We start from the raw sequence: 25307 nt of genomic DNA, 5'->3' as shown, positions 1-25307 counted from the left end.
GTCAGGCCGGGTGCCCGATGAGCATCGCCGGTGCCCCCGCGACCCGGGTCAGGAACACCGTGGCCGCGTGCGGGCCCTGCGGCTTGACCTTCCTGCGGAGCTCCTCCGGCTCCACCGCCGAGCCCCGCTTCTTGACGGTCAGCGTGCCGACCCGCCGCTCCCGCAGCAGTGCCTTCAGCTTCTTGAGGTTGAAGGGCAGATGGTCGGTGATCTCGTAGGCCGTGGCGTACGGGGTCGGGTGCAGGGCGTCGGCCGTGACGTACGCGATGGTCGCGTCGAGCAGCCCGCCGTCGACCCGGTCGGCCACCTCCGCGACCAGGTGGGCCCGGATGACGGCGCCGTCGGGCTCGTACAGGTACCGGCCGGGCGGGCGGACCTCCGGGTCGGGCAGGCCGCGGGAGAGCAGGGTGCGGGGGCCCGGCAGCAGCGTCGCCCGGACCGCCCCGGGCTCGGTGCCGAACCACAGCACCGCCTCCTTGACGTCCCCGCCGTCGGAGATCCACTCGGCCTCGGCGTCCTCGGGGACCGCCTCGTGCGGGATGCCGGGGGCGATCTTCAGCGCGGCGGCCCGGGGGGCCCGGCGGGCGGCGGAGACCGCCCAGGACAGGGGCGGTGAGTAGGCCTCGGGGTCGAAGATCCGGCCGCGGCCGCCGCGCCGGGCGGGGTCGACGAACACGGCGTCGAATCCGGCCGTGTCCACGTCCGTGACGTCCGCCTCGCGTACCTCGACGAGGTCGGCCAGGCCCAGCGCGTCGGCGTTGGCCCGCGCCGCCGCGGCCGTCCGCGGGTCCCGGTCCACGGCCAGCACCCGGATCCCGGCGCGGGCCAGCGCGATCGCGTCGCCGCCGATGCCGCAGCACAGGTCGGCGACCGACGTGATGCCCAGGCCGGCCATGCGCCGGGCCCGGTAGGCCGCCACGCTCGCCCGGGTCGACTGCTCGACCCCGTTCGGCGTGAAGAACATCCGGCCCGCGTCCTCGGCCCCGAACTTCACCGCCGCCCGCTGCCGCAGTCGCGCCTGGCCCAGCGCCGCCGACACCAGTTCGGCGGGATGCTCGCGGCGCAGCCGGGTCGCGACGGCCAGCTCCTGCGCCGGGTCGGTGTCCCGCACCTCGTCGAGGAGGGCGCGGCCTTCGGGGGTGAGGAGGGGAGCGAGGTCGTTCACGGGATCATTGTCGGCCACGGCGGCAGGCGGGAGGTGTGTGGGCCAGTCGGTGGACGGTGGGGCGCCGGCCGCGGTGTCGGGGCGGGTTCACGGGGGTGGGCTGCGAGGATCCGGCATCATGCGAGCAGTCGTACAAAATGACAAAAGTCGGGCGTCGGGGCGGGCGTCCGCCGGCGTACGGATCGTCCTGGCCGTGCTCGTCCTCGCCGCCATCGCCTCCGGCTGCGCGCAGGGCGGCGCCGACGACCAGGTCACCCCGGCCGGCGGCCAGCAGCCCCTCGACGCGCCCCCGGCCCGCGCGCTCGACTCCTACGCCACCAGGCTGCACGCCGTGCACGCCGCCCGGGTCGCCGCCGCGCACCGCTGGGGTCTGCGCAAGGTCCCACTGGCCGCCCCGCCGCCTCCCGCGGACAAGCCGAGGATCAGGACCCGCAAGGGCTTCGAGGTGGACGGCCACCGGGAGCGGAATCTCCCGCCCGTCTTCACCACGGTCCCCACCCGGGACAAGGTCGTCTTCCTCACCATCGACGACGGTGTCGAGAAGGACCCGGCGTTCCTGCGGATGATGAGCGACCTGGACGTCCCGTACAGCGCCTTCCTCAGCGGCTACCTCGTCAAGGACGACACCCGCTACTTCCGCAGGATGCAGTCCCGGGGCGTGGTCCTGAACAACCACACCCTCCACCACCCCGACCTGCGGGGCCTGTCGTACCGCGCGCAGAAGCGCGAGATCTGCGGCATGCAGCGCTACATGGAGAGGCGCTTCGGCAAACGCCCCGCCCTCTTCCGCCCGCCCTTCGGCAGCTACGACCGGGCGACCCTGCGCGCCGCCAAGGCCTGCGGCATCGCGTACGCGCCCCTGTGGAACGCGGAGGTCTTCGTCGACCACTGGGAGTACCGCGACTCGGACGGGAAGCTGAGCCCGGGCGACATCGTGCTCACGCACTTCCGGGGCCGCGACCAGTGGAAGGGCACGATGACCGACATGATCCGCCGCTTCCTGAACAAGGTCACGGCCCAGGGGTACGCGGTCGGGCGGCTGGAGGACTACCTGTGAGGCGCCAGGCCGCCGCCCTGCTGTGCGCGGCCCTGCTGGCCGGCTGCGCCGGGGCGGCGGGGGAACGGCCGGGCAGCGCCGACGGCCGGGCCCGGAACCCGACACGCCCGGTGAGCGACACCCGCCACCTGCCGCCCGTGGTGGACCACGTCCCCACCCGCGACCCGGTCGTCTTCCTCACCTACGACGACGGCGCCGAACGCGACCCCCGCTTCGTCGGCCTCGTGCGCGAACGGCGGCTCCCGGTCAGCATGTTCCTCACGGACAGTGTCGTGGGCCCCGGCTACGGCCACTTCGCCCGGCTGCGCGCGGTCGGCGCGTCCATCCAGAACCACACGCTCGACCACCCCGCCCTGCGCGGCCTGCCCTATGCCGGCCAGCGCGCCGAGATCTGCGGGCAGCAGCACAAACTCCGCTCCCGCTTCGGCATCAGCCCTCGCCTCTTCCGCCCGCCCTACGGCACCTACGACCGGGTGACCCTGCGCGCCGCCGCCGACTGCGGCATCCGGGCGGTCGTCCTGTGGCGGGCGTCCCTGACCGCCGAGGGCGACCTGACGTACACCCGCGGCCGCTCGGGCCTGCGGGCCGGCGACATCGTCTCGGTGCCGTCGGGTGAGACGGCCTCCCCGACCCTGACGGAACGGACCGTGCGGCTGCTGCGGGAGATCGAGCGGAGGGGGCTGCGGGTGGGGCGGCTGGAGGACTACCTGGAGAGAGCACCCGGCCGACGCGACGCGGCCGATTAGCAGTCCGCTTGACCGAGTGCTAATCGCAGTCATAGTCTCGGCTCTGGCACTCCCCCCTGGAGAGTGCCAACACAGCGACGGGCAGGTCCGGCACCCGCGACGACGGATCCACCTGGTCGCCACCTCAGACAGTTAACCCCGTGAGATCTCCGAAGGGGGAGGTCGGATCGTGACGACCACCAGCTCCAAGGTTGCCATCAAGCCGCTCGAGGACCGCATCGTGGTCCAGCCGCTCGACGCCGAGCAGACCACCGCCTCTGGCCTGGTCATCCCGGACACCGCCAAGGAGAAGCCCCAGGAGGGCGTCGTCCTGGCCGTGGGCCCGGGCCGCTTCGAGGACGGTAACCGTCTTCCGCTCGACGTCTCCGTCGGCGACGTCGTGCTCTACAGCAAGTACGGCGGCACCGAGGTGAAGTACAACGGCGAGGAGTACCTCGTCCTCTCGGCCCGCGACGTGCTCGCGATCGTCGAGAAGTAATTCACCCCAAGCACATTGCTTTGAACTGCGCCCCTGGCCCCCGCGATCGCTATTGAGCCGGGCGCCCGGGGCGCAGTTGCCGTTACCCCTGATTCCGGAAGAGGGCTCACGCTCCCATGGCGAAGATCCTGAAGTTCGACGAGGACGCCCGTCGCGCCCTCGAGCGCGGCGTCAACAAGCTTGCCGACACGGTCAAGGTGACGATCGGCCCCAAGGGCCGCAACGTCGTCATCGACAAGAAGTTCGGCGCTCCCACCATCACCAACGACGGTGTGACCATCGCCCGCGAGGTCGAGGTCGAGGACCCGTTCGAGAACCTCGGTGCCCAGCTGGTCAAGGAGGTGGCGACCAAGACCAACGACATCGCGGGTGACGGTACGACCACCGCGACCGTGCTCGCCCAGGCGCTCGTGCGCGAGGGCCTGAAGAACGTCGCCGCCGGTGCCTCCCCGGCCGCCCTGAAGAAGGGCATCGACGCCGCCGTCGCCGCGGTCTCCGAGGAGCTCCTCGCGACCGCCCGGCCGATCGACGAGAAGTCCGACATCGCCGCCGTCGCCGGTCTGTCCGCCCAGGACACGCAGGTCGGCGAGCTCATCGCCGAGGCCATGGACAAGGTCGGCAAGGACGGTGTCATCACCGTCGAGGAGTCCAACACCTTCGGCCTGGAGCTGGACTTCACCGAGGGCATGGCCTTCGACAAGGGCTACCTGTCGCCGTACTTCGTGACGGACCAGGAGCGCATGGAAGCCGTCCTGGACGACCCGTACATCCTCATCACGCAGGGCAAGATCTCCGCCATCGCGGACCTGCTGCCGCTGCTGGAGAAGGTCATCCAGTCCAACGCCTCCAAGCCGCTGCTGATCATCGCCGAGGACGTCGAGGGCGAGGCCCTGTCGACCCTCGTCGTGAACAAGATCCGCGGCACCTTCAACGCCGTCGCCGTGAAGGCCCCCGGCTTCGGCGACCGTCGCAAGGCGATGCTGCAGGACCTGGCGATCCTCACCGGCGCCACGGTCGTCTCCGAGGAGGTCGGCCTCAAGCTCGACCAGGTCGGCCTGGACGTCCTCGGCTCCGCCCGCCGCGTCACCGTCACCAAGGACGACACCACGGTCGTCGACGGCGCCGGCAACAAGGACGACGTGCAGGGCCGCGTCGCCCAGATCAAGGCCGAGATCGAGACCACCGACTCCGACTGGGACCGCGAGAAGCTCCAGGAGCGCCTCGCGAAGCTGGCCGGCGGCGTGTGCGTCATCCGCGTGGGTGCCGCCACCGAGGTCGAGCTGAAGGAGCGCAAGCACCGTCTGGAGGACGCCATCTCCGCGACCCGCGCCGCGGTCGAGGAGGGCATCGTCTCCGGTGGTGGCTCCGCGCTCGTCCACGCCGTCAAGGTCCTCGAGGGCAACCTCGGCAAGACCGGCGACGAGGCCACGGGTGTCGCGGTCGTCCGCAAGGCCGCCGTCGAGCCGCTGCGCTGGATCGCCGAGAACGCCGGCCTCGAGGGCTACGTCATCACCTCCAAGGTCGCCGAGCTCGACAAGGGCCAGGGCTTCAACGCCGCCACCGGCGAGTACGGCGACCTGGTCAAGGCCGGCGTCATCGACCCGGTCAAGGTCACCCGTTCCGCCCTGGAGAACGCCGCCTCCATCGCCTCCCTCCTCCTCACGACCGAGACCCTGGTCGTCGAGAAGAAGGAAGAGGAGGAGCCGGCCGCCGCGGGCCACGGCCACGGCCACTCCCACTGAGGCACCGACCTCGCACGGAAGCCCCCGTACCGCCTCGCGCGGCACGGGGGCTTCCCGCGTTCCCGGCCGCTGTCACAACTCCAGCGGATCGAGCACCCCGAGCTGCTGCATCAGCCCCAGCCGGTCGTACTGCCACCAGCCCTCGGCGATCTTCCCGTCGGGTGTGCAGCGGTGGACGGTCGTCCCGGTCACGGTGACGTCCTGCCCGGTCGGCGGGATCCCGAGGAAGTCGCCCGTGTGGCGCCCGTGGAAGGTCCACCGGGTGCACACCCGGTCCCCCTGCGCCATCTGGTCCTCGATGGTGAACGAGAAGTCGAACCCGCCCCGCCACACCTCCACCTCGCGCCGGACCGCGTCCAGCCCGATGACGTCCTGCACATTGGCGGGATCGTGGTCGTGGTAGTCCTCGATGAACACGTCGTTGAACGGTGGCGCGTCCCCCTGGCCGGGCGCGAGCTCGAAGAACCTGCGCGCCGTGGCCGCGTAGAGCTGCTCGTCCCGCACCACGTCCAGGTCCGTGAAGGTCGGCGTCTCGTCGCAGAGCGCCACCATGTCCTGGAAGATCCGGTCGGTCTCCGGCAGCCCGGAGTTCCGCATCGCCTCCTCGTACGACGGGAACTCCACGATCTCGACGATGTGCGAGGCGTCGGCCCGGTCCTTCGCCACCACACTGTGCGACGCGGTCCGCTTCCCCTTGGTCTGCTCGACCCACCGGTCCATCAGCCGGTTCATCTCGTCGAGCCGGCTGGTCCTGCATTCGATGAGCTGTACGAAGGTCATGGCCTCGCCTCCGGCCCCCCTGGGTCCGGCTGAACAGCTTCATTGTCCCAAGGGGAAAGCCCGGATGCCTCCCGGCTCCAAGGGGGCCCACCAGGGGGACAGGAGCCGGCCGGTGCGCCTACTGCGGTCCGTACTTCCGGCCCGTCCTGGACGACACCGCCCCCAGCATGCCCCGCGGCACCAGCTTCGCCGCGCCCATCAGCGCCTTGTAGCGCGGGTCCGGAACGGACACCGTCTTGCCGCGCGCCAGATCCTGCAGCGCCGCCGCCACCAGCTTGTCCGCGTCGAGCCACATCCAGCCCGGGATGTTGTCCGTGCCCATCCCGGCCCGGTCGTGGAACTCGGTGCGCACGAACCCCGGGCAGAGCGCCATCAGCCGTACGCCGCTGCCGGCCAGGTCGCGCGCCGCGCCCTGGGTGAACTGCACGACCCAGGCCTTCGAGGCGCCGTAGGTGCCCCGGGGGACGAAGGCGGCCACCGACGCGACGTTCACGACGCCGCCGCGGCCGCGCTCGCGCATGGCCTCGGCCGCCGCCGACGTCAGCCGCAGCACCGCCTCGCAGTGCACCTTCAGCATCCGCAGCTCGTCCGCCATGGAGACGTCGAGATAGCGGCCCTTGTTGCCGAACCCGGCGTTGTTGATCAGCAGGTCGACGGGGTTCTTGCGGTCGCCGAGGCGGCCGGCCACCGCCTCGATGCCCTTGTCCTCCGCCAGGTCGGCCGTCAGCACCTCGGCCTCGATGCCGTGCCGGTCGTGCAGCTCGGTCGCCTGCTCCCGAAGCCGCTTGGTGTCCCGGGCCACCAGCACCAGGTTGTGCCCGTCGGCCGCCAGTCGCCGCGCGAACGCGGCCCCGATGCCTGCCGTCGATCCCGTAATCAGAGCCGTTGTCATGGCCCAAGGTTAGTGACCTGGACCGGGTGCATCCGCTTCCCCGTAGGGCCGTCCGTGGTGAAGGGTCGGTGGAGACGGGCGTGGTGAGCGGCCGTCAGGCCCCGTACTTCTCCTCGTACTCCCGTGCCGTCCTCAGCAACTCCGGGTGCAGCGCCTCTCCCGCGGCCAGCAGGCGCGGCAGCAGCGTCCGCTCGGTCGTCACCGCCCGGAACTGCAGGGCCACGGTCACGTCGTGGTCGGGCCGGTGCACGATCTCGACGGCATCGCCCGCCCGGATCTCCCCGGGCACGATCACCCGCAGATACGCCCCCGGCGCGCCCCGCTGCGTGAACCGCTTCACCCAGCCCTTCTCCTCCATGTGGCCCTGGAACGTACGGCACGGGATCCGCCCCGAGGTGATCTCCAGCACCACCTCGGGTCCGATGCGCCAGCGCTCGCCGATCAGAGCACCGGACACGTCCAGACCCCGGGTCGTGAGGTTCTCGCCGAACGCGCCGTCGGCCAGGGTCCGGCCCAGCTCGCGCTCCCACTCGTCCATGTCCTCGCGGGCCATGGCGTACACCGCCTGGTCGTCGCCGCCGTGGTGCTCCAGCTTGCACACCGCGTCCCCGGCCAGCCCGCTCCCGCCGATGCCCTTGGGCCCGGGCGCGGACACCCGCACCGGCCCGTCCACCGGCCGCTTGTCGATCCCGGTCACGCCCTCGGGGTTGTCCGTGTACGGCACGGCCTCGGCACGGCCCAGATTCACTGACAGAAGCCTCATGCCCGCACGGTAAGCGACCAGTCCCCAAAGCGTCGACACATTATCGGCAGCGGCATCAAAGGGTCGCTTATCCTGGAAGGGTGATCGAAGCACGTCATCTCCGCGTCCTGCGCGCCGTCGCGACCACCGGCTCCTTCTCCGCCGCGGGCCGTGCACTGGGCTGCACCCAGCCCGCCGTCAGCCAGCAGATGAAGGCCCTGGAAACCTCCGTCGGCACGCCGCTGCTGATCCGCACCGGACGGGAGATGCGGCTGACCCAGGCCGGTGAGGCCCTGGTGCGGCACGCCGCCGGGATCCTCGCCGGGCTCACGGCCGCGGAGGAGGAGGTCGCCGCCATCGCCGGGCTGCGCGCGGGCCGGGTCCGGCTCGTCTCCTTCCCCAGCGGCTCTTCCACGCTCGTCCCCACGGCCCTCGCCGCCCTGCGCGAGGCGCACCCCGGCACTCGCGTCTCCCTGGAGGAGGCCGAACCGCCCGCGTCCGTCGGTCTGCTGCGCGAGGGCGACTGCGACGTGGCACTCGCCTTCCGCTACGAGGGGGCGGCGGGCGCCGAGGAATGGGACGACCTCGTCGTACGGCCGCTGCTGTCGGACCGGCTCGTCGCGCTCGTGCCGGAGCGGCACCGGCTCGCCGGCGCGGCGTCCGTCGCCATCGGCGAGCTCACCGAGGAGCCGTGGATCGCGGGCTGCCCCCGCTGCCGCGGACAGTTGGTCGAGGTGTGCGCGGCGGCCGGCTTCACTCCGCGCATCGACTTCGCCACCGACGACTACCCGGCCGTCGTCGGCCTCGTCGGCGCCGGATTGGGCGTGGCCGTGCTGCCGCAGCTGGCCGTCGAGTCGGTACGGCCCCGGGGGGTGCGCACCGTGCGGCTCGAACCGGCGGTGCGGCGGGAGATCGTCGCGCTCACGCTGCCCGACCTCGCGCAGGTCCCGGCCGTGGCGGCGACGCTCGACCAGCTGGCCCGGGCCGCCCGCCGCTAGCGACGGCCCACCCGCGTCAAAAAGCAACGGCACGCGTGCGCGTGCCTGTTCGCAGAAACGTTCCTTCAGCTGTTGGGGGCGGAGTGCCCGCCCGGTGCCGATGCCGATGCCGACACCAGCCGGTTGCGCGCCCGCCCCATCAGCTCTTCGCGCTCGTCCTCGGTCAGCCCGCCCCACACGCCGTACGGCTCACGCACCGCCAAGGCGTGGGCGGCGCACTCGGCACGTACCGGGCACCTCATGCAGACCTCTTTGGCCGAGTTCTCACGAGCACTCCGCGCCGCACCGCGCTCGCCCTCCGGATGGAAGAAGAGCGAGCTGTCCACCCCGCGACAGGCAGCCAGCAGCTGCCAGTCCCACAGGTCCGCGTTCGGTCCGGGAAGGCGGGAGAAATCTGCCATTACGTGACCCCTTGTAGCCGTTCTGGGCGGATCCGGTGTCTACGACCGTACAACTACGATCTAAGGAGATGAAAATATGACTCATTGCGAATCTAGCTCCAGACACTGGCAAAGCGGAAGAAATGGGTCTGAATGGGGCATAGGTTGTGATGAAAGTTCGAGGGTCCGTTGTGCATGTCTGCACCGTGTCCGCCCCCTCACGTAGAGTGCCGAAGATGGCAGCCGCCCCCGTAACTCTTTCGAGTGACCGTCGTTGAGAGTGCGAGGCGGTTGAAGGAACAAGCGCTCGGGCAGGCGTCCGAGACGGTCGACCGCACAGGTGACGATTTCGTACCAGCCTGGAGGCTCAAGGTGACGTGCATCAGCTGCGGAGGGCGGTCATGACTTCCGTCCTCGTCTGCGACGACTCCCCGCTTGCCCGAGAGGCGCTCCGTCGTGCGGTCGCGACCGTGCCCGGCGTAGAGCGCGTGACGACGGCGGCCAACGGCGAGGAAGTCCTCCGCCGCTGGGGGGCCGACCGCTCGGACCTGATTCTGATGGACGTGCGCATGCCCGGACTGGGCGGCGTCGAGACGGTCCGGCGGCTGCTGTCCGCCGACCCCGGTGCGCGCATCATCATGCTCACCGTCGCCGAGGACCTGGACGGCGTGGCCCTCGCGGTCGCCGCCGGTGCCCGCGGCTATCTGCACAAGGACGCGTCCCGCGCGGAACTGCGCGCGACGGTGACCCAGGCCCTGGCCGACCCGACCTGGCGGCTCGCCCCGCGCCGGCTGCGCTCGGCCGAGATGGGCGCCGCGCCCACGCTCACGGCGCGTGAGATCCAGGTCCTCGAAGGCATGAGCCACGGCCGCTCGAACGCGGAGATCGGCCGCGAGCTGTTCCTCTCCGAGGACACCGTCAAGACCCACGCCCGGCGCCTGTTCAAGAAGCTCGGCGCCTCGGACCGGGCCCACGCCGTGGCGCTCGGCTTCCGGTGGGGTCTGGTGCGCTAGGACCTGTCGTCCGGATCGGGTCGCAGGAATCTGCCGACATCGTGTCAGCGCCGATGAGCGGGGGCACGCGGATGCCCCCGTCCCTGCCCGGGCGCGGCCGAGAGCTCGGGAGGGCGCACGCGGGAACGCATGACCCCGGGATGGTCCGAACGGCAGGCGGCAGCGGTCGTGGTGAGGGCGCGGAACGCCAGGTGAGCGGGGGTGGACCGGGGGTCCGCCGGGTGCCCGCTGCTCGTTTCGCCGCGGATGCCGCATCCTTGAGGGTGTGGAGTTCCTCGGGGACGAGTCGGTCGAGCGGAAGGGGAGGGCGCAGGGGATGAGTGCCGGCGCACCTGCTCATAACGCTTCGGTGCACAACAACGGGCGCGGTGCCACGGACCCGGTGGCCGCAAGGCACCATGGACCGATGCGCGACGACGAGGCGGCCCATGCCCAGGGCGCGATCGGTGCGCTCGTCCACCGCGCCGTCGACGGGGACGAGCAGGCCACGCACGACCTGCTCGCCCATGTCCACCCCTTGGCGCTGCGCTACTGCCGCACCCGACTGTCCCGCCTCCCGGGCGACGCCCGGCACTTCGTGGAGGACCTCGCCCAGGAGGTCTGCGTGGCGGTGCTCCTCGCACTGCCCCGCTACCGGGACACCGGGCGCCCCTTCGAGGCGTTCGTCTTCGCCATCGCCGCGCACAAGGTCGCCGACCTCCAGCGCGCGGCGATGCGCCACCCCGGCTCGACGGCCGTCCCCTCCGACGAGATGCCCGAGCGCCCGGACGACTCCCTCGGTCCGGAGGAGCGCGCCCTGCTCAGCAGCGACGCGGAATGGGCCAAGAAACTCCTGGCCAACCTCCCCGAGAACCAGCGGGAGCTGTTGCTGCTGCGGATCGCGGTGGGACTGACGGCCGAGGAGACCGGCCAGATGTTGGGAATGTCACCCGGTGCGGTCCGGGTGGCCCAGCACAGGGCGCTGAGCCGGCTGCGGGCGCTGGCCGAGCAGTAGCCCTGCTTCAACAACCCCTCTGTTGAACAGGCGGTGCGCCGCTTTCGTACGAACATACGGAGCCCGGAGCCGGACGGAACCGTGGAATGAGACAGCCGCGCTTCCCGTTAGCATGGACATCCGCACCGATCAAGGCCATTTGGGGAAGGTGTCATGACTGCCAACGTCGACGGAGTGCCCGGTAAATTCGCGACACTCGGGCTGACCTACGACGACGTGCTGCTGCTGCCGGGTGCATCCGAGGTGCTCCCCAACGCGGTCGACACCTCGTCCCGCATCTCCCGCAACGTCCGGGTGAACATCCCGCTGCTCTCCGCGGCGATGGACAAGGTGACCGAGTCCCGTATGGCCATCGCGATGGCCCGCCAGGGGGGCGTCGGCGTCCTGCACCGCAACCTCTCCATCGAGGACCAGGTCAACCAGGTCGACCTCGTCAAGCGGTCCGAGTCCGGCATGGTCACCGACCCGATCACGGTGCACCCCGACGCGACGCTGGCCGAGGCCGACGCCCTGTGCGCCAAGTTCCGCATCAGCGGCGTCCCGGTCACCGACGGCAACAAGAAGCTGCTCGGCATCGTCACCAACCGCGACATGGCCTTCGAGACCGACCGCACGCGCCAGGTGCGCGAGGTCATGACGCCGATGCCGCTGGTCACCGGCAAGGTCGGCATCTCCGGCGCCGACGCCATGGAACTGCTGCGCCGCCACAAGATCGAGAAGCTCCCGCTGGTCGACGACGCGGGTGTCCTCAAGGGCCTCATCACGGTCAAGGACTTCGTCAAGGCCGAGCAGTACCCGAACGCGGCGAAGGACGCCGAGGGCCGGCTGCTCGTCGGCGCGGCCGTGGGCGCCAGCCCCGAGGCCCTGGAGCGCGCGCAGGCGCTCGCCGGGGCCGGTGTGGACTTCCTGGTCGTCGACACCTCGCACGGCCACAACAGCAACGCGCTCAGCTGGATGGCGAAGATCAAGTCGAGCGTCGGCGTCGACGTGATCGGCGGCAACGTCGCCACCCGTGACGGCGCCCAGGCGCTGATCGACGCCGGTGTCGACGGCATCAAGGTGGGCGTGGGCCCCGGCTCCATCTGCACCACCCGCGTGGTCGCCGGTATCGGCGTTCCGCAGGTCACCGCCATCTACGAGGCGTCCCTCGCGGCCCGTCCGGCGGGCATCCCGCTGATCGGCGACGGCGGCCTGCAGTACTCCGGCGACATCGGCAAGGCCCTGGCCGCCGGCGCCGACACCGTGATGCTGGGCAGCCTCCTCGCCGGTTGTGAGGAGTCCCCGGGCGAGCTGCAGTTCATCAACGGCAAGCAGTTCAAGTCGTACCGCGGCATGGGCTCGCTCGGTGCGATGCAGTCCCGCGGCCAGGGCAAGTCGTACTCCAAGGACCGCTACTTCCAGGCCGAGGTCGGCTCCGACGACAAGCTCGTGCCCGAGGGCATCGAGGGCCAGGTGCCCTACCGCGGTCCGCTGGCCAACGTCCTGCATCAGCTCGTCGGCGGTCTGCGCCAGACGATGGGTTACGTGGGCGCCGCCTCCATCGAGGAGATGGAGACCAAGGGCCGTTTCGTCCGCATCACGTCGGCCGGCCTCAAGGAGAGCCACCCGCACGACATCCAGATGACGGTCGAGGCGCCGAACTACAGCCGCAACAAGTAGCGGCCCGGCCTTCCAGGGCGGCTCCGGAGCATCCGGGGCCGCCCTCGCCGTGCCCGTCGGCGATACTGGAAGACGCTGCAACGCATCAGGGAAAGGCCACAGACGTGACTGAGATCGAGATCGGGCGCGGCAAGCGCGGCCGCCGGGCGTACGCCTTCGACGACATCGCCGTCGTCCCCAGCCGCCGTACGCGGGACCCGAAGGAGGTCTCGATCGCCTGGCAGATCGACGCCTACCGCTTCGAGCTGCCCTTCCTGGCCGCCCCCATGGACTCGGTCGTCTCCCCGGCCACCGCGATCCGCATCGGTGAGCTCGGCGGCCTCGGCGTGCTGAACCTCGAGGGCCTGTGGACCCGCTACGAGGACCCGCAGCCGCTGCTCGACGAGATCGCCGAGCTGGACTCGGAGACCGCGACCCGCCGTCTGCAGGAGATCTACGCGGCTCCCATCAAGGAGGAGCTGATCGGGCAGCGGATCAAGGAGGTGCGCGACTCCGGCGTCGTCACCGCCGCCGCGCTCTCCCCGCAGCGCACCGCCCAGTTCTCCAAGGCCGTCGTGGACGCGGGCGTGGACATCTTCGTCATCCGCGGCACGACGGTCTCCGCGGAGCACGTCTCCGGTGCGCACGAGCCGCTGAACCTGAAGCAGTTCATCTACGAGCTGGACGTCCCCGTGATCGTCGGCGGCTGCGCCACGTACACGGCGGCCCTGCACCTGATGCGCACCGGCGCGGCCGGTGTGCTGGTCGGTTTCGGCGGCGGCGCCGCGCACACCACGCGCAACGTTCTGGGCATCCAGGTCCCCATGGCGACGGCGGTCGCCGACGTGGCCGCGGCGCGCCGTGACTACATGGACGAGTCGGGCGGCCGGTACGTGCACGTGATCGCGGACGGTGGTGTCGGCTGGTCCGGCGACCTGCCCAAGGCGATCGCCTGCGGCGCGGACGCGGTCATGATGGGCTCCCCGCTGGCCCGTGCCACCGACGGGCCGGGCAAGGGGCACCACTGGGGCATGGAGGCCGTGAACGAGGAGCTGCCGCGCGGCAAGAAGGTCGCCCTCGGCACGGTCGGCACCCTGGAGGAGATCCTCACGGGCCCGTCCCACACGCCGGACGGCTCGATGAACCTCTTCGGCGCGCTGCGCCGCGCCATGTCCACGACGGGCTACAGCGAGCTCAAGGAATTCCAGCGGGTCGAGGTCACGGTGGCGGACTCGCAGCACCGGCGGTAGGCCGTTCCGACACTGAGTAGGGCCTGGTCACTCGGGGGAGTGGCTGGGCCCTTCTGCATGCCCGAGTGACGTTGACGGGCGCGTGTTGCCGATGGGGGGCGGCAAGCCCACCCGCTGGGACCGACTCCGTCTTCGGACGGTGCAGTGCCGGAGGCAGTCCCCAGGGTTCACGCACCCCGCGCCCCCTTCACAACCGATGCGCCGCCCCCGTAGGCGCCGCCCCCCGCGTGTCCAGCAGCAGCTGTGCCTTCACCGACAAGCCTTGGAGGTCGTACGTGCGGTGCTGCTGGAGCAGGATGGTCAGGTCCGCGTCGGCGGCCGCCTCGTAGAGGGAGTCGGCGCGGGGAATGGGGCGGTCGAGGACGCTCCAGGTGGGGACGTGGGGGTCGTGGTAGCTGACCGAGGCACCCAGTTCCAGCAGGCGCAGGGCGATCTCCTGCGCCGGGGTGCCCTGGAGGTCGGCGAGGTCGGGCTTGTAGGTGACGCCGAGGAGGAGCACGCGGGCGCCGCGGGCCGACTTGCCGTGTTCGTTGAGGAGCGTGGCGGCGCGCTGGACGACGTAGCCGGGCATGCGGCTGTTGACCTCTTGGGCCAGTTCCACCATGCGCAGGCCGCGGCCGCCGCCGTTGGCCATGTCCTGGGGGACGGAGTGGCCGCCGACGCCGGGGCCGGGGCGGAAGGCCTGGAAGCCGAACGGCTTGGTCTCCGCGCAGCGGACGACGTCCCAGAGGTCGACGCCCAGGTCGTTGCAGAGGACGGCCATCTCGTTGACGAGGGCGATGTTCACGTGCCGGTAGTTGGTCTCCAGCAGCTGCACGGTCTCCGCCTCGCGGGGTCCACGCGCGCGTACCACCTTGTCGGTCAGCCGTCCGTAGAACGCGGCGGCCGACTCGGTGCAGGCCGGGGTGAGGCCGCCGATGACCTTGGGGGTGGTGGCGGGGGTGACGTCGCGATTGCCGGGGTCGACGCGGCTGGGGGAGTACGCGAGGTGGAAGTCGCGGCCCGCGCGCAGGCCGGAGCCCTCTTCGAGGAGCGGACGCAGGAATTCCTCTGTCGCCCCTGGGTACACAGGTGACTCCAGGATCACAGTGGTGTGGGGGCGCAGACGGGCGGCCAGGGTGCGGGCGGCTGCCTCCAGCTGGCTCAGGTCGAGCCCGCCGTCCGCTCCCCGCGGGGTCGGCGCGCAGATGACCGCCGTGCGCACCCGGCCCAGCTCGGCCGGGTCGGTGGTCGGCCGGAAGCCCCCCGAGAGCATCCGGCGCAGTTCGGCGGGGCTGAGCGAGCCCGCCTCGGGTCCGGTCCGGTAGCCGATGGTGGGGACGCCGGCGGCGACGGCGGCCTGGGCCAGGGGCAGGCCGTACGGGCCGAGTCCGATGACGGCGAGATCTGCGGGCATGGCGTGGCCGTCCTTCCCGATAGCCGAAGTGGGACAGGTACGCAAGCCCTGTGGACAGGACGGGCGAGCGCAATGTCAGACTAGGAGTAAATATGACCGATATGCGGGATTGCCTGGCCGAGTTTCGGTGAGTGTTCCGTGAGCGTTGTCCACAGGCTGCGGGCCCGTGGTGGCTGAAGTCGGGCAACCCGGTCAGAATTTGGGCAGGGGGATACGGACGGGGCCTCACCCGACGGGTGCGGCCGGCGCGACCGATGAGCGGGAGGCAGCGGTGAGGACAGCGATACTCGGACCGGCGCAGCGCGCCGAGTCACTCGCAGCCATGGCCGAGCGCGAGCTGGATGTGCTGGTCGTGGGTGCAGGCGTGGTCGGTGCGGGCACCGCGCTCGACGCCGTGACCCGGGGTTTGTCCACAGGTCTGGTCGAGGCGCGTGACTGGGCGTCCGGCACCTCCAGCCGGTCCAGCAAGCTCATCCACGGCGGCCTGCGCTATCTGGAGATGCTCGACTTCGCGCTCGTCCGCGAGGCCCTGAAGGAGCGCGGCCTGCTGCTGGAGCGGCTCGCCCCGCATCTGGTGAAGCCCGTGCCGTTCCTGTACCCGTTGCAGCACAAGGGCTGGGAGCGGCTGTACGCGGGTTCGGGCGTCGCGATGTACGACGCCATGTCCATGGCCCGTGGTCACGGCCGGGGCCTGCCCATGCACCGCCATCTGACGCGCTCTCACGCCCTGCGCGTGGCCCCCTGCTTGAAGAAGAACGCGCTGGTCGGCGCGCTGCAGTACTACGACGCGCAGATGGACGACGCCCGGTACGTGGCGACCCTGGTGCGCACGGCGGCGGCGTACGGCGCGAAGGCCGCCAACCGCGCGCGGGTGACGGGCTTCCTGCGTGAGGGCGAGCGGGTCGTCGGCGCGCGGGTGCAGGACGTCGAGGCGGGCGGCGAGTACGAGATCCGCGCCAAGCAGGTCGTCAACGCGACCGGCGTGTGGACGGACGACACCCAGGCGATGGTCGGGGAGCGCGGCCAGTTCCACGTCCGGGCGTCCAAAGGCATCCACCTGGTCGTGCCGCGCGACCGGATCCACTCCACGACCGGGCTGATCCTGCGCACGGAGAAGTCCGTGCTGTTCGTCATCCCCTGGGGCCGGCACTGGATCGTCGGCACCACGGACACCGACTGGGACCTCGACAAGGCCCACCCGGCCGCGTCCAGCGCGGACATCGACTACCTGCTGGAACATGTGAACTCGGTGCTCGCGGTACCGCTCACCAGGGACGACGTCCAAGGCGTGTACGCGGGCCTGCGGCCGCTGCTCGCGGGCGAGTCGGACGCCACCAGCAAGCTGTCGCGCGAGCACACCGTGGCGCATCCGGTGCCCGGGCTGGTCGTCGTGGCGGGCGGCAAGTACACGACATACCGGGTCATGGCCAAGGACGCGGTGGACGCGGCGGTGCACGGGCTCGACATGCGCGTCGCCGAGTGCGTCACCGAGGACGTGCCGCTGCTGGGCGCCGAGGGCTACCGGGCGCTGTGGAACGCGCGGGCCCGGATCGCCGCCCGGACCGGACTGCACGTGGTGCGGGTCGAGCACCTGCTGAACCGCTACGGGGCGATGACCGAGGAGCTTCTCGAGCTCATCGCCGAGGACCCGTCGCTGGGCGAACCCCTGGTCGCGGCCGACGACTATCTGCGCGCCGAGATCGTCTACGCCGCCTCGCACGAGGGGGCGCGGCACCTGGACGACGTGCTCACCCGGCGTACGCGCATCTCGATCGAGACCTTCGACCGGGGCGCCCGCAGCGCTCGCGACGCCGCCGGGCTGATGGCGCCCGTCCTCGGCTGGGACAAGGACCAGATCGAGCGCGAGGTCGAGCACTACCAGAAGCGGGTGGAGGCCGAGCGGGAGTCGCAGCGGCAGCCGGACGACCTGACGGCGGACGCGGCGCGGCTGGGGGCTCCGGACATCGTGCCGTTGTGATCCTGCCGGGTCCTGCCGGGTTCTGCCGGGTTCTGCCGGGTCCCGCCGGACATCACTCGAACGAGTGGCGGGAAGTGGGATCTCTGTTCGGAACCGGGTCGTTCTACGAGGTGCGGGGGCAGAACTCGGCGGCGAGCACCGCGGGTTCGAGACCGGGGTCTGCGATCGCGTCCGTGTTCACGCGGAAGGTGAGGACACGCCGGCCGTCGACGGTGGCTGCGGTGCGCACGTAGCTGCCGGATATGTGCCCGTTGTGCCCCCACACCGTGGTGCCGCACGGAAGTCTCTCGGGAAGCAGGCCCATGCCGTACGCGCCGTGTGCGGCACGGGTGTCGAGCATCTCGCGCAGCCAGCGCGGGGGCAGCAGCCGGCCGCCGAGCAGGGCCGCGTAGAAGCGGTCCAGGTCGGCGAGTGTGGTCACCAGTTCGCCCGCGGCGCCGGCCACCCGCGGGTCGAGTTCGGTGACGTCGGTTCCGTCGGCGGTGTAGGCGCGGCCGTGCGGAGAGGGCAGTGAGGAGCGGGATCCGGGGAAGGAGGTGCCCGTCAGGCGCAGGGGGGTGATGATGCGGCGCTCGGCCTCCGTGGCGTACGAGTGGCCGGTGACCTGCTGGACGACCAGGCCGAGCAGGACGTAGTTGGTGTTCGAGTAGGAGAAGCGGCCGCGTTCGGCCGGAGGGTGGGTGAGAGCGAGGCTCAGGGCCTGACGGGGTGTGACGGGTGCGGTTCCGTCGGTGTCCGCGGTGAAGTCGTGCAGGCCGCTGGTGTGGGTGAGCAGGGAGCGCAGGGTCAGCGCGCGGCCGTCGTTGCCGGCTCCCCGCACCAGGCCCGGCAGGTGCTGCTCCACCGTGTCGGACAGCGACAGCCGGTGCTCGGCGGCCAGTTGCAGCACGACCGTCGCGATGAACGTCTTCGTGATGCTGCCGGCGCGGAAATGGTCCGACCGGGCTATTCCCGAACCGGCGGCGGCGTAGCGGGTGGTGGTTCCCTCCCGGGCCAGCAGGGCCGCGGCCGGGGCTTTGCCCTGTGTCACCAGCAACGGCAGCACCGCGTCGCTGGGCGGCATCGAGAGAGCCGAGGAGTCGGCCGGGGGCAGGCCGAGGAGGACGGCGGCCACCGACAGGGTCAGCAATGTCCGAATCGGCGGCATGCGGGCTCCTCCCTGGTGAGGGCCCATCATGCAAGGCCCCGAGGGACGTGCCGCACCTGGGTTCCCGGCAGGCGGGGCCGCGGGCGTCCGCCAGGGGGCCCCTGGGCGCCGGGCACTTGTCGGGTGAGAGACAATGGAGCCTCTGTCAGGGCGGGTTGTATGAGGGGACGCATGTCGGAGGCGGAGCGGGCGGGCACATCTCGTCAGGACACTCGTCAGGACAACCGGGAGCGTCTCCTCGCGGGGCGGTACCGACTGGGCAAGGTGCTCGGCCGCGGGGGCATGGGCACGGTGTGGCGGGCCGAGGACGAGACCCTCGGGCGGACGGTCGCCGTCAAGGAGCTGCGGTTCCCGTCGAACATCGACGAGGAGGAGAAGCGGCGGCTGATCACGCGGACGCTGCGCGAGGCCAAGGCGATCGCGCGGATCCGCAACAACAGCGCCGTGACGGTCTTCGACGTAGTCCAGGAGGACGACCGGCCCTGGATCGTGATGGAGCTCGTCGAGGGCAAGTCGCTCGCCGAGGTCATCCGGGAGGACGGCCTCCTCGAACCGAAGCGCGCCGCCGAGGTGGGGCTCGCCGTCCTCGACGTGCTGCGGTCCGCCCACCGCGAGGGCATCCTTCACCGTGACGTGAAGCCGTCGAACGTGCTGATCGCCGAGGACGGCCGGGTCGTGCTCACCGACTTCGGCATCGCCCAGGTCGAGGGCGATCCGTCCATCACCTCGACCGGCATGCTCGTCGGTGCGCCCTCCTACATCTCCCCGGAGCGGGCGCGCGGGCACAAGCCGGGCCCGGCGGCCGACCTGTGGTCGCTCGGCGGGCTGCTGTACGCGGCGGTGGAGGGCGCGCCGCCGTACGACAAGGGGTCGGCCATAGCGACTCTCACGGCCGTGATGACCGAGCCGCTGGAGGAGCCGAAGAACGCGGGTCCGCTGAAGGACGTCATCCACGGACTGCTCACCAAGGACCCCGCGCAGCGGCTCGACGACGCCGGTGCCCGGGCGATGCTGAACTCGGTCCTGCGCGCGCCGGAGAAGGCCGAGCCGGAGCCGATGGACGCGACGAAGGTCGTGCCGCTGCCGGCGCAGCCGGACAGGTCCTCGGGCAAGGGCGGTTCGGCGGGGGCCGGGAGCAAGCGGGGCGAGGAGGCCGGGGAGCGGTTGCGCGGGGCGCTGCGTTCCGTGCGCAAGGCCGCTGCGGGCTCGGCCGCCGCCTCTGCCAAGTCCGGGGCCGGTACGGCTTCTTCCGGGGCGGCGGACAAGGCCTCCTCCGAGTCGGACAGCGGTGCGGACCGGACCGGGGCAGCGGGTGCGTCCGTGGCACAGTCGGGTTCCGGCGCGGCCGTCGCCGGTGAGCGGAGTGGACCGGAGGCGAAGACGGCCTCCGTGGGACGGAGTTCGGGATGGCCCGTCGTGCCGCCGCCGGACCTGCCGCCGAGGCCCGTGCCCCGGGCGCCGCTCACCGACGTGGTGCCGCGGCGCACCCTGTTGATCATCGCGGTGGTCGTGGTGCTCGCCGTGATCGGCACCGTGCTCGCCCTCGCGTTCAGCGGTGACGACAAGGGCTCGAAGGGGGCCTCCGGCGAGGGCGGCGGGAAGACCGTCGCCACCGCGTCGAGCAGCTCCGACACCAAGGGCGACAAGAGCGACGGCACGCGCACGGACGGTGCGGAGACCCCCGTCCCGTCCGCGCCCGCCTCGAACGGCACGCCGAGCGGCCGGGCGAGCGGTTCGTCGGACGAGGGCGGCGCCGGCGGCGGGAAGGGCAGCGCGGCGGAGTCGACTCACCAGGGGAACCAGGGGTACTCGATCGGTCTGCCGAAGGGCTGGAAGTACCAGTCCACGGGTGCGGCGGGCGACCGCTTCACCGGGCCCGACGGGCAGAAGCTGCTCATCGCCTGGACGTCCACGCCCAAGGGCGACCCGGTGGCGGACTGGAAGAACCAGGAGCGCTACATGCAGCGCGCGCAGTACAAGAAGATCCGTATAGAGAAGGTGGACTACCGCGACTGGTACACCGCCGACTGGGAGTTCACCTACACGGACGGCGGCACCAGGTACCGGACCATCGACCGGGGTTTCGTGGTCGACGACCGGCAGGGGTACGCACTGATGTACACGGCCAAGGCGGCAGGCTGGGACGGCGAGTTGCGCAAGGAGACGTGGCGCACGCTCACGAAGACCTTCGAACCCAAGTCCTGAGCATGAGGCGCCCCGGGTTTGGGGAGTGAGATCTGGGCATCCCCGCATTGCGGGTTGCCTGCGGCACGTATCGTAAATGTTTGCGGACCGTGCGCAGCCGAAACGGCCCGTGGGGCGAACGGATGTGACCGATCGGGCTGCCGGGGGAGGCAACGTGGACGACTATGCGGGCCGGGTTCTCGCCGACCGCTACCGCCTGCCGCTGCCGCCGTCCGACGAGTACGAACTCACCGAGACCCGCGCCTTCGACACCTACAGCGGACAGGAAGTCCTGGTCCGGCAGGTGCCGTTGCCGGAGGTGGTCGAGGCGGAGGTCCTCGACGCGGAGGGGCTGCCCGACGGTTTCACGGCACGGGACGGTGGCGTGCGGCGGCCCGGGGCGCGTGCCGGTGCGCGTCCGGGCGTGCGGCGGCCCACGGATCCCGTGGTGCGGCGCGCCGTCGAGGCGGCGCAGTCCGCGGCGGCCATTCCCGACCATCCGCGACTCGACCAGGTCTTCGACGTGTTCGCCGAGGGCGGTTCGCTCTGGATCGTCAGTGAGCTGGTGGCCGCCCGTCCGCTGGCGGCGCTGCTCGCCGAGAAGCCGCTGACGCCGTACCGGGCGGCCGAGGTCGCCTCCGACGTGTTGATGGCCCTGCGGGTGCTGCATGCGCACGGCTGGGTGCACCGGAACATCACCGCGCGGACGGTGCTCGTCTGCGACGACGGCCGGGTGATGCTGACCGGGCTGGCGGTGGGCGCGGCGGAGGAGGCGCTGTGCGGGTACGACCCGGTCCCGGAACCGGCCTTCGCAGAGCCCGGGCAGCGGCCGGGGCAGGAGGGCGGCGGCGCCGCGCCGGTCAATGGCGTCGGTGGTCCGGGGGGTCCCGGGCCGGCCGGCGGGATCGGTGGCGCGGGTGATCCCGAGGCCGCGCGGCGTGCTGCCATAGAGGCCCGGGAGGCCAGGGGACTGCCCTCGGCCGGGGGTGACACCGCGGGCGGTGGATCGGTGGTGCCGGCGCGCAGGCCGGTGGAGGAGAGCGGGGACCCGCGGGCGGCGCGTGCCGGGGCGATCGCGGCCTACCGGGCCGGTGCCCGGGCAGCGGCCCGGGTGCAAGAGGCACAGCAGGGCGAGCGGGCGGCGCTGCCCGGAGCCCGGCCCGCCCCGGACGGCGGGGCCGCGCCGTACAGCAGCGGATCGGCGCAGCCGCCGTACATCCCCGGGCAGGGCACCGCCCCCGGGGCCCAGCCGCCCGGACGGATCGCCGACCCCTACGGCGTGGGCGGCGGTCCGCGGACGACCGGGTGGCATGGTGCGACGCCCCGCGGTACGACCGGCGGCGGGCCGGCTCAGGGCCGGGAGCAGGCGGCTCTCCCGCCGGTCCCGGACACCGCTGCCCCCGGCGAGCCCACGCGGTGGGACGACCTGGTCGCCGACACCCCCGCCCCGCGGCGCGGTCCGGCGACGGCGCTGGCCGCCGAGCGGGCGCGGCAGGCGCGGATGGCCGTGGTCGGGCCCGTGACCGAGCGCTGGGCGCCGGAGCAGGCCGGACCGGTGCACGAGAACTGGCAGTTGGCCGCGCCGATCGGCCCCGCGACCGACCTGTGGGCGCTCGGCGCGCTGCTCTTCAGGGCCGTTCAGGGGCATGCGCCCTACCCGGAGGAGGCGACGGCCGAGCTGGTGCAGATGGTGTGCGCGGAGCCGCCCGCGTACGCCGAGGAGTGCGGGCCGCTGCGGCCGGTGGTGGAGTCGCTGCTGCGGCAGGACCCCACCGAGCGCCCGGACTTCGAAGAACTGCGCGGCTGGCTGCGCTCGCTGGTGCGTTCGGCCCCCGAGCCGGAGGCCGGGGTGCATGTCGTCCCGGCGCCGCCCGTGGACGCCGGCCGGCTGCCCGTCGTGCGGCGCCGGGGGGAGCTCGTGCGCAGGCGGAAGGCCGGGCTGCCCGCGCACCACGGGCGGCACAAGCGGGCCAGGAAGGAGTCCGGTTCGCCGCGCAGGCTCGGCCTCACCCTGCTCGTGCTGGTCCTGCTCGCGATGGCCGCGGCGATCGCCTACGCCATGCTCTTCATGCCCAAGTCGGGGACCGAGGGCGCGGACGGCGCGGATCGCACGGGTGCCGCCGGTGAGGTCAGCCAGGCACCCGAGCCGGACGCCAGCAGCGAGCCCCGGCCCGAGCAGACCTCGCCCGAGCCGGAGAAGAGCCCCTCGTCGTCGGCCGGCACCACCGAGACGCAGACCACCGGCCCGGACGTCGCCGACGGCTTCACCCTGCGCAAGGACTCGGCGGGCTTCCAGGTCGCCGTGGCCAAGGGCTGGGACCGCGCCCCACGCAACGGCAGTGGCCAGGTCGTCTACTCCAAGGGCGACTTCGAGCTGATCGTCGTGGCGGGCCGGGACAGCGCGTCGGAGTACGGCAGCGATCCGATGGCCTACCAGCGGGAGAAGGAACGCGAGTTGCAGCCGTACCGCGACTCCAGCTGGGCCACCTCCACCGGGCTGAAGAGGATCGAGGTGGGCGGTCGGACCATGGCCGAGGGGCAGTTCACCTGGACCGGCGGCGACGGGGGCGATCTGTACGTCCGCAACCTCGCGATGCTGGTCGACGGGCGCTACCACGTGGTCCAGGTGCGCGGCCCGGAGTCCGAACGGGACGAGGTGACGCGGCTGTACGAGCAGGCGGCGGCGACGTACAAGGCCACGGGCTGAGAGACCGGCGCGCCGCCTGTACACCGCAGTTCAATCTCTGGTTGCCTCCCGTCCCGACAGGCACAACCGTCACAGTGCGGTCACCGTGGTACCCCGCTTGTTCCCTGGGTGAGGGCGGTTCCTTACGCTGACCCTGTCAAGACCATTGCGGGGCAACGTGAATCAGATGCAGGGCCTGCTCGTCGCGGGCCGCTACCGGCTGACCGAATCCATCGGCAGTGGCGGCATGGGCCGGGTCTGGCGTGCACATGACGAGGTGCTGCACCGGTCGGTCGCCATCAAGGAGTTGACGGCCGCCCTCTACGTCTCCGAGAGCGAGCAGGCGATCCTGCTGGCGCGCACCCGGGCGGAGGCACGGGCCGCGGCGCGCATCAACCACTCCGCTGTCGTCACGGTGCACGACGTACTGGAGCACGACGGCCGCCCCTGGATCGTGATGGAACTGGTCGAGGGCCGCTCCCTGGCCGACGCGGTCAAGGAGGAGGGCCGCGTCGAACCGCGCGAGGCGGCGCGCATCGGCCTCTGGGTGCTGCGGGCTCTGCGCGCCGCGCACACCGCCGGCGTCCTGCACCGCGACATCAAGCCGGGCAACGTCCTCCTCGCCCGCGACGGACGCGTGCTGCTCACCGACTTCGGCATCGCCCAGATCGAGGGCGACACGACCATCACCCGGACCGGAGAGGTCGTCGGCTCGGTCGACTACCTGGCGCCCGAGCGCGTACGCGGCCATGACCCCGGGCCGTCCTCCGACCTGTGGGCGCTCGGCGCGACGCTCTACACGGCGGCGGAGGGCCGGTCGCCGTTCCGCCGCACCACACCGCTGACCACCATGCAGGCCGTGGTCGAGGAGGAGGCCGCCGAGCTCCGGCACGCCGGACCGCTCGCACCCGTCATCACCGCCCTGCTGCGCAAGGATCCGGGCGCCCGGCCCGACGTGTCCGAGGCCGAGCAGATGCTCGCCGAGGCGGCGGAGGGGCGGCGGCCGAGCGGGGCACAGGCGTATGTGCCGACGCAGTACGGGGGGACCTCGCCGTACCGGGGCGCCCGCAGCGGTACGGGCACGGGGACGGTCACCACGGGTGGCTCCGGTACCGGCCCGATGGGCACCGGCTCGGGGGGTACGGGCCACGGCGGCACCGGCCCGGTCGGCACGGGTCAGGTCGGCACGGGTCAGGTCGGCACGGGTCAGGTCGGCTCCGGTTCGGGGTCGCACACCGGGACGCCGCTCCCGCCGCTGGCCGGCACCCCCGCCACCGGGGCGTCCACGGCCGGCACTCCGCCCTACGGCCCCACGGGCCCCACCGCGGTCGGCCCGATGGCGACGGGCCCGCGCCCGACCGGCTCGGGCAAGCGCCGCCGGCTGCGCACCCTCGCCCTCGTCGTCGCGCTCGCCGCCATCATCGGCGGGGGAACGGCCGTGGTGCTCCAGCAGTGGAACGAGAACCGGTCGTCGCAGGGCGGCGGGTCCGGCTCGCCGACTTCCACGAGCACGCGGCAGCTCGGGGGACCGGTTCCGGCCGACTGGGTCCGCTACGACGACCCCGCCGGGTTCAGCCTCCACCTGCCCAAGGGCTGGAAGCGCAGGCCCTTCGGCCCGCAGGGCGAGCTCAAGCAGATCGACTACACGCCGGACGGCGGCCGCCACTTCGTCCGCATCGCCATCGACGAGTCACCGGACTTCGCCGACGCCAAATCCCACCAGGAGGACCTCGAGCAGCAGGTCCAGAGGTTGGTCGACTACCAGCGGGTGACCATGGCGGAGAACACCTACCGGGACTGCAAGGGCTCGCTGTGGGAGTACACCTGGACGGCGCTGGCCAAGGACCCGCCCTACGTCGCCGGGCCGCGCCACGCCATCGAGGAGACGTACTTCTCGCGGGACGGCGTCGAGTACGCGATCTACATGTCCTCACCGGAGAAGGACTGGGCGACGACGAGCAAGCAGTTCAAGTGGGTCCTGCAAGGCTGGCGACAACCGCGGTAGAAGCACCGGTCGCTGCCACTGCCACCGGTACCCGGA

General features: G+C 71.9%; 20 protein-coding genes. 13 read left to right on the top strand and 7 right to left on the bottom strand.

Annotation, left to right across the window (positions count from 1 at the left end; all coding sequences use genetic code 11):
• Position 1: 1 nt before the first annotated feature.
• On the bottom strand, positions 2–1165 hold the full coding sequence (locus tag ACIRDU_RS17030) for a methyltransferase domain-containing protein (RefSeq protein ID WP_403579917.1): 1164 nt from the start codon (positions 1163–1165) through the stop codon (positions 2–4).
• Positions 1166–1283: 118 nt separating this feature from the next.
• On the opposite strand from ACIRDU_RS17030, the gene ACIRDU_RS17025 reads away from it, so the two are divergent.
• From ACIRDU_RS17025 to groL, 4 genes are all read left to right on the top strand, one after another.
• A complete protein-coding gene (locus tag ACIRDU_RS17025) occupies positions 1284–2222 on the top strand; it encodes a polysaccharide deacetylase family protein (RefSeq protein ID WP_403579915.1) in 939 nt (312 codons plus the stop codon).
• A complete protein-coding gene (locus ACIRDU_RS17020) occupies positions 2219–2968 on the top strand; it encodes a polysaccharide deacetylase family protein (RefSeq protein WP_403579912.1) in 750 nt (249 codons plus the stop codon). The genes ACIRDU_RS17025 and ACIRDU_RS17020 overlap by 4 nt, the downstream gene beginning before the upstream one ends.
• A 169-nt stretch (positions 2969–3137) precedes the next feature.
• Positions 3138–3446 carry a co-chaperone GroES gene (gene groES / locus ACIRDU_RS17015; RefSeq protein ID WP_003974211.1) on the top strand — a complete coding sequence of 103 codons (309 nt, stop codon included), beginning with the start codon at positions 3138–3140 and terminating at the stop codon, positions 3444–3446.
• A 116-nt stretch (positions 3447–3562) separates the two neighbouring features.
• On the top strand, positions 3563–5188 hold the full coding sequence (groL, locus tag ACIRDU_RS17010; RefSeq protein WP_403579909.1) for a chaperonin GroEL: 1626 nt from the start codon (positions 3563–3565) through the stop codon (positions 5186–5188).
• A 72-nt stretch (positions 5189–5260) separates the two neighbouring features.
• On the opposite strand, the gene ACIRDU_RS17005 is transcribed toward groL, so the two are convergent.
• The 3 genes from ACIRDU_RS17005 to ACIRDU_RS16995 all read right to left on the bottom strand — a co-directional run bounded on the left by ACIRDU_RS17005 (position 5261) and on the right by ACIRDU_RS16995 (position 7623).
• A complete protein-coding gene (locus ACIRDU_RS17005; RefSeq protein WP_403579906.1) occupies positions 5261–5968 on the bottom strand; it encodes an ester cyclase in 708 nt (235 codons plus the stop codon).
• A gap of 118 nt (positions 5969–6086) precedes the next feature.
• Positions 6087–6860: an SDR family NAD(P)-dependent oxidoreductase gene (locus ACIRDU_RS17000; RefSeq protein ID WP_403579903.1), complete on the bottom strand. Its 774-nt coding sequence runs from the start codon at positions 6858–6860 to the stop codon at positions 6087–6089.
• Between the two features lie 94 nt (positions 6861–6954).
• On the bottom strand, positions 6955–7623 hold the full coding sequence (locus ACIRDU_RS16995; protein WP_403579900.1) for an MOSC domain-containing protein: 669 nt from the start codon (positions 7621–7623) through the stop codon (positions 6955–6957).
• An 80-nt stretch (positions 7624–7703) separates the two neighbouring features.
• Here ACIRDU_RS16995 and ACIRDU_RS16990 point away from each other — a divergent pair, with 80 nt between their 5' ends.
• The gene (locus tag ACIRDU_RS16990; RefSeq protein WP_403579897.1) at positions 7704–8600 is read left to right on the top strand and encodes a LysR family transcriptional regulator; all 897 of its coding nucleotides are present in this window, start codon (positions 7704–7706) and stop codon (positions 8598–8600) included.
• Between the two features lie 65 nt (positions 8601–8665).
• On the opposite strand, the gene ACIRDU_RS16985 is transcribed toward ACIRDU_RS16990, so the two are convergent.
• On the bottom strand, positions 8666–9001 hold the full coding sequence (locus ACIRDU_RS16985; RefSeq protein WP_403579894.1) for a WhiB family transcriptional regulator: 336 nt from the start codon (positions 8999–9001) through the stop codon (positions 8666–8668).
• 380 nt (positions 9002–9381) lie between these two features.
• On the opposite strand from ACIRDU_RS16985, the gene ACIRDU_RS16980 reads away from it, so the two are divergent.
• The 4 genes from ACIRDU_RS16980 to ACIRDU_RS16965 all read left to right on the top strand — a co-directional run bounded on the left by ACIRDU_RS16980 (position 9382) and on the right by ACIRDU_RS16965 (position 13875).
• Positions 9382–9993, top strand: coding sequence for a response regulator transcription factor (locus ACIRDU_RS16980; protein ID WP_003948568.1), 612 nt, complete (start codon positions 9382–9384; stop codon positions 9991–9993).
• A 406-nt stretch (positions 9994–10399) separates the two neighbouring features.
• Entirely contained in the window at positions 10400–10987 is a 588-nt protein-coding gene (locus tag ACIRDU_RS16975) for a sigma-70 family RNA polymerase sigma factor (protein WP_033311556.1), read from the top strand.
• 153 nt (positions 10988–11140) lie between these two features.
• Positions 11141–12646 (top strand): IMP dehydrogenase, encoded by a 1506-nt coding sequence (gene guaB / locus ACIRDU_RS16970; protein WP_388247467.1) that lies wholly within the window; start codon positions 11141–11143, stop codon positions 12644–12646.
• A gap of 104 nt (positions 12647–12750) precedes the next feature.
• Positions 12751–13875: a GuaB3 family IMP dehydrogenase-related protein gene (locus tag ACIRDU_RS16965; RefSeq protein WP_402615225.1), complete on the top strand. Its 1125-nt coding sequence runs from the start codon at positions 12751–12753 to the stop codon at positions 13873–13875.
• Between the two features lie 187 nt (positions 13876–14062).
• On the opposite strand, the gene ACIRDU_RS16960 is transcribed toward ACIRDU_RS16965, so the two are convergent.
• A complete protein-coding gene (locus ACIRDU_RS16960) occupies positions 14063–15271 on the bottom strand; it encodes a nucleotide sugar dehydrogenase (protein ID WP_403579889.1) in 1209 nt (402 codons plus the stop codon).
• A gap of 271 nt (positions 15272–15542) precedes the next feature.
• Between ACIRDU_RS16960 and ACIRDU_RS16955 the strand changes: the two genes are divergently transcribed.
• The gene (locus ACIRDU_RS16955; protein WP_403579886.1) at positions 15543–17249 is read left to right on the top strand and encodes a glycerol-3-phosphate dehydrogenase/oxidase; all 1707 of its coding nucleotides are present in this window, start codon (positions 15543–15545) and stop codon (positions 17247–17249) included.
• Positions 17250–17352: 103 nt separating this feature from the next.
• Here the strand turns inward: ACIRDU_RS16955 and ACIRDU_RS16950 are convergent, their stop codons facing one another.
• The gene (locus tag ACIRDU_RS16950; RefSeq protein WP_403579883.1) at positions 17353–18396 is read right to left on the bottom strand and encodes a serine hydrolase domain-containing protein; all 1044 of its coding nucleotides are present in this window, start codon (positions 18394–18396) and stop codon (positions 17353–17355) included.
• A 171-nt stretch (positions 18397–18567) separates the two neighbouring features.
• Here ACIRDU_RS16950 and ACIRDU_RS16945 point away from each other — a divergent pair, with 171 nt between their 5' ends.
• The 3 genes from ACIRDU_RS16945 to ACIRDU_RS16935 all read left to right on the top strand — a co-directional run bounded on the left by ACIRDU_RS16945 (position 18568) and on the right by ACIRDU_RS16935 (position 25271).
• Complete coding sequence (locus ACIRDU_RS16945) at positions 18568–20601, top strand: serine/threonine-protein kinase (RefSeq protein ID WP_403579881.1); 2034 nt, start codon at positions 18568–18570, stop codon at positions 20599–20601.
• A gap of 154 nt (positions 20602–20755) precedes the next feature.
• Positions 20756–23287, top strand: coding sequence for a protein kinase (locus ACIRDU_RS16940; protein ID WP_403579878.1), 2532 nt, complete (start codon positions 20756–20758; stop codon positions 23285–23287).
• Between the two features lie 166 nt (positions 23288–23453).
• The gene (locus ACIRDU_RS16935; RefSeq protein WP_403579875.1) at positions 23454–25271 is read left to right on the top strand and encodes a protein kinase; all 1818 of its coding nucleotides are present in this window, start codon (positions 23454–23456) and stop codon (positions 25269–25271) included.
• Positions 25272–25307 lie beyond the last annotated feature (36 nt).

Origin of the sequence: Streptomyces sp. NPDC093598 (assembly GCF_044764825.1) — a bacterium.
Taxonomy (GTDB): Bacteria; Actinomycetota; Actinomycetes; order Streptomycetales; family Streptomycetaceae; genus Streptomyces.
The sequence above is the reverse complement of the archived record's forward strand: the minus strand, read 5'-3'. Positions and strand labels throughout refer to the sequence as shown.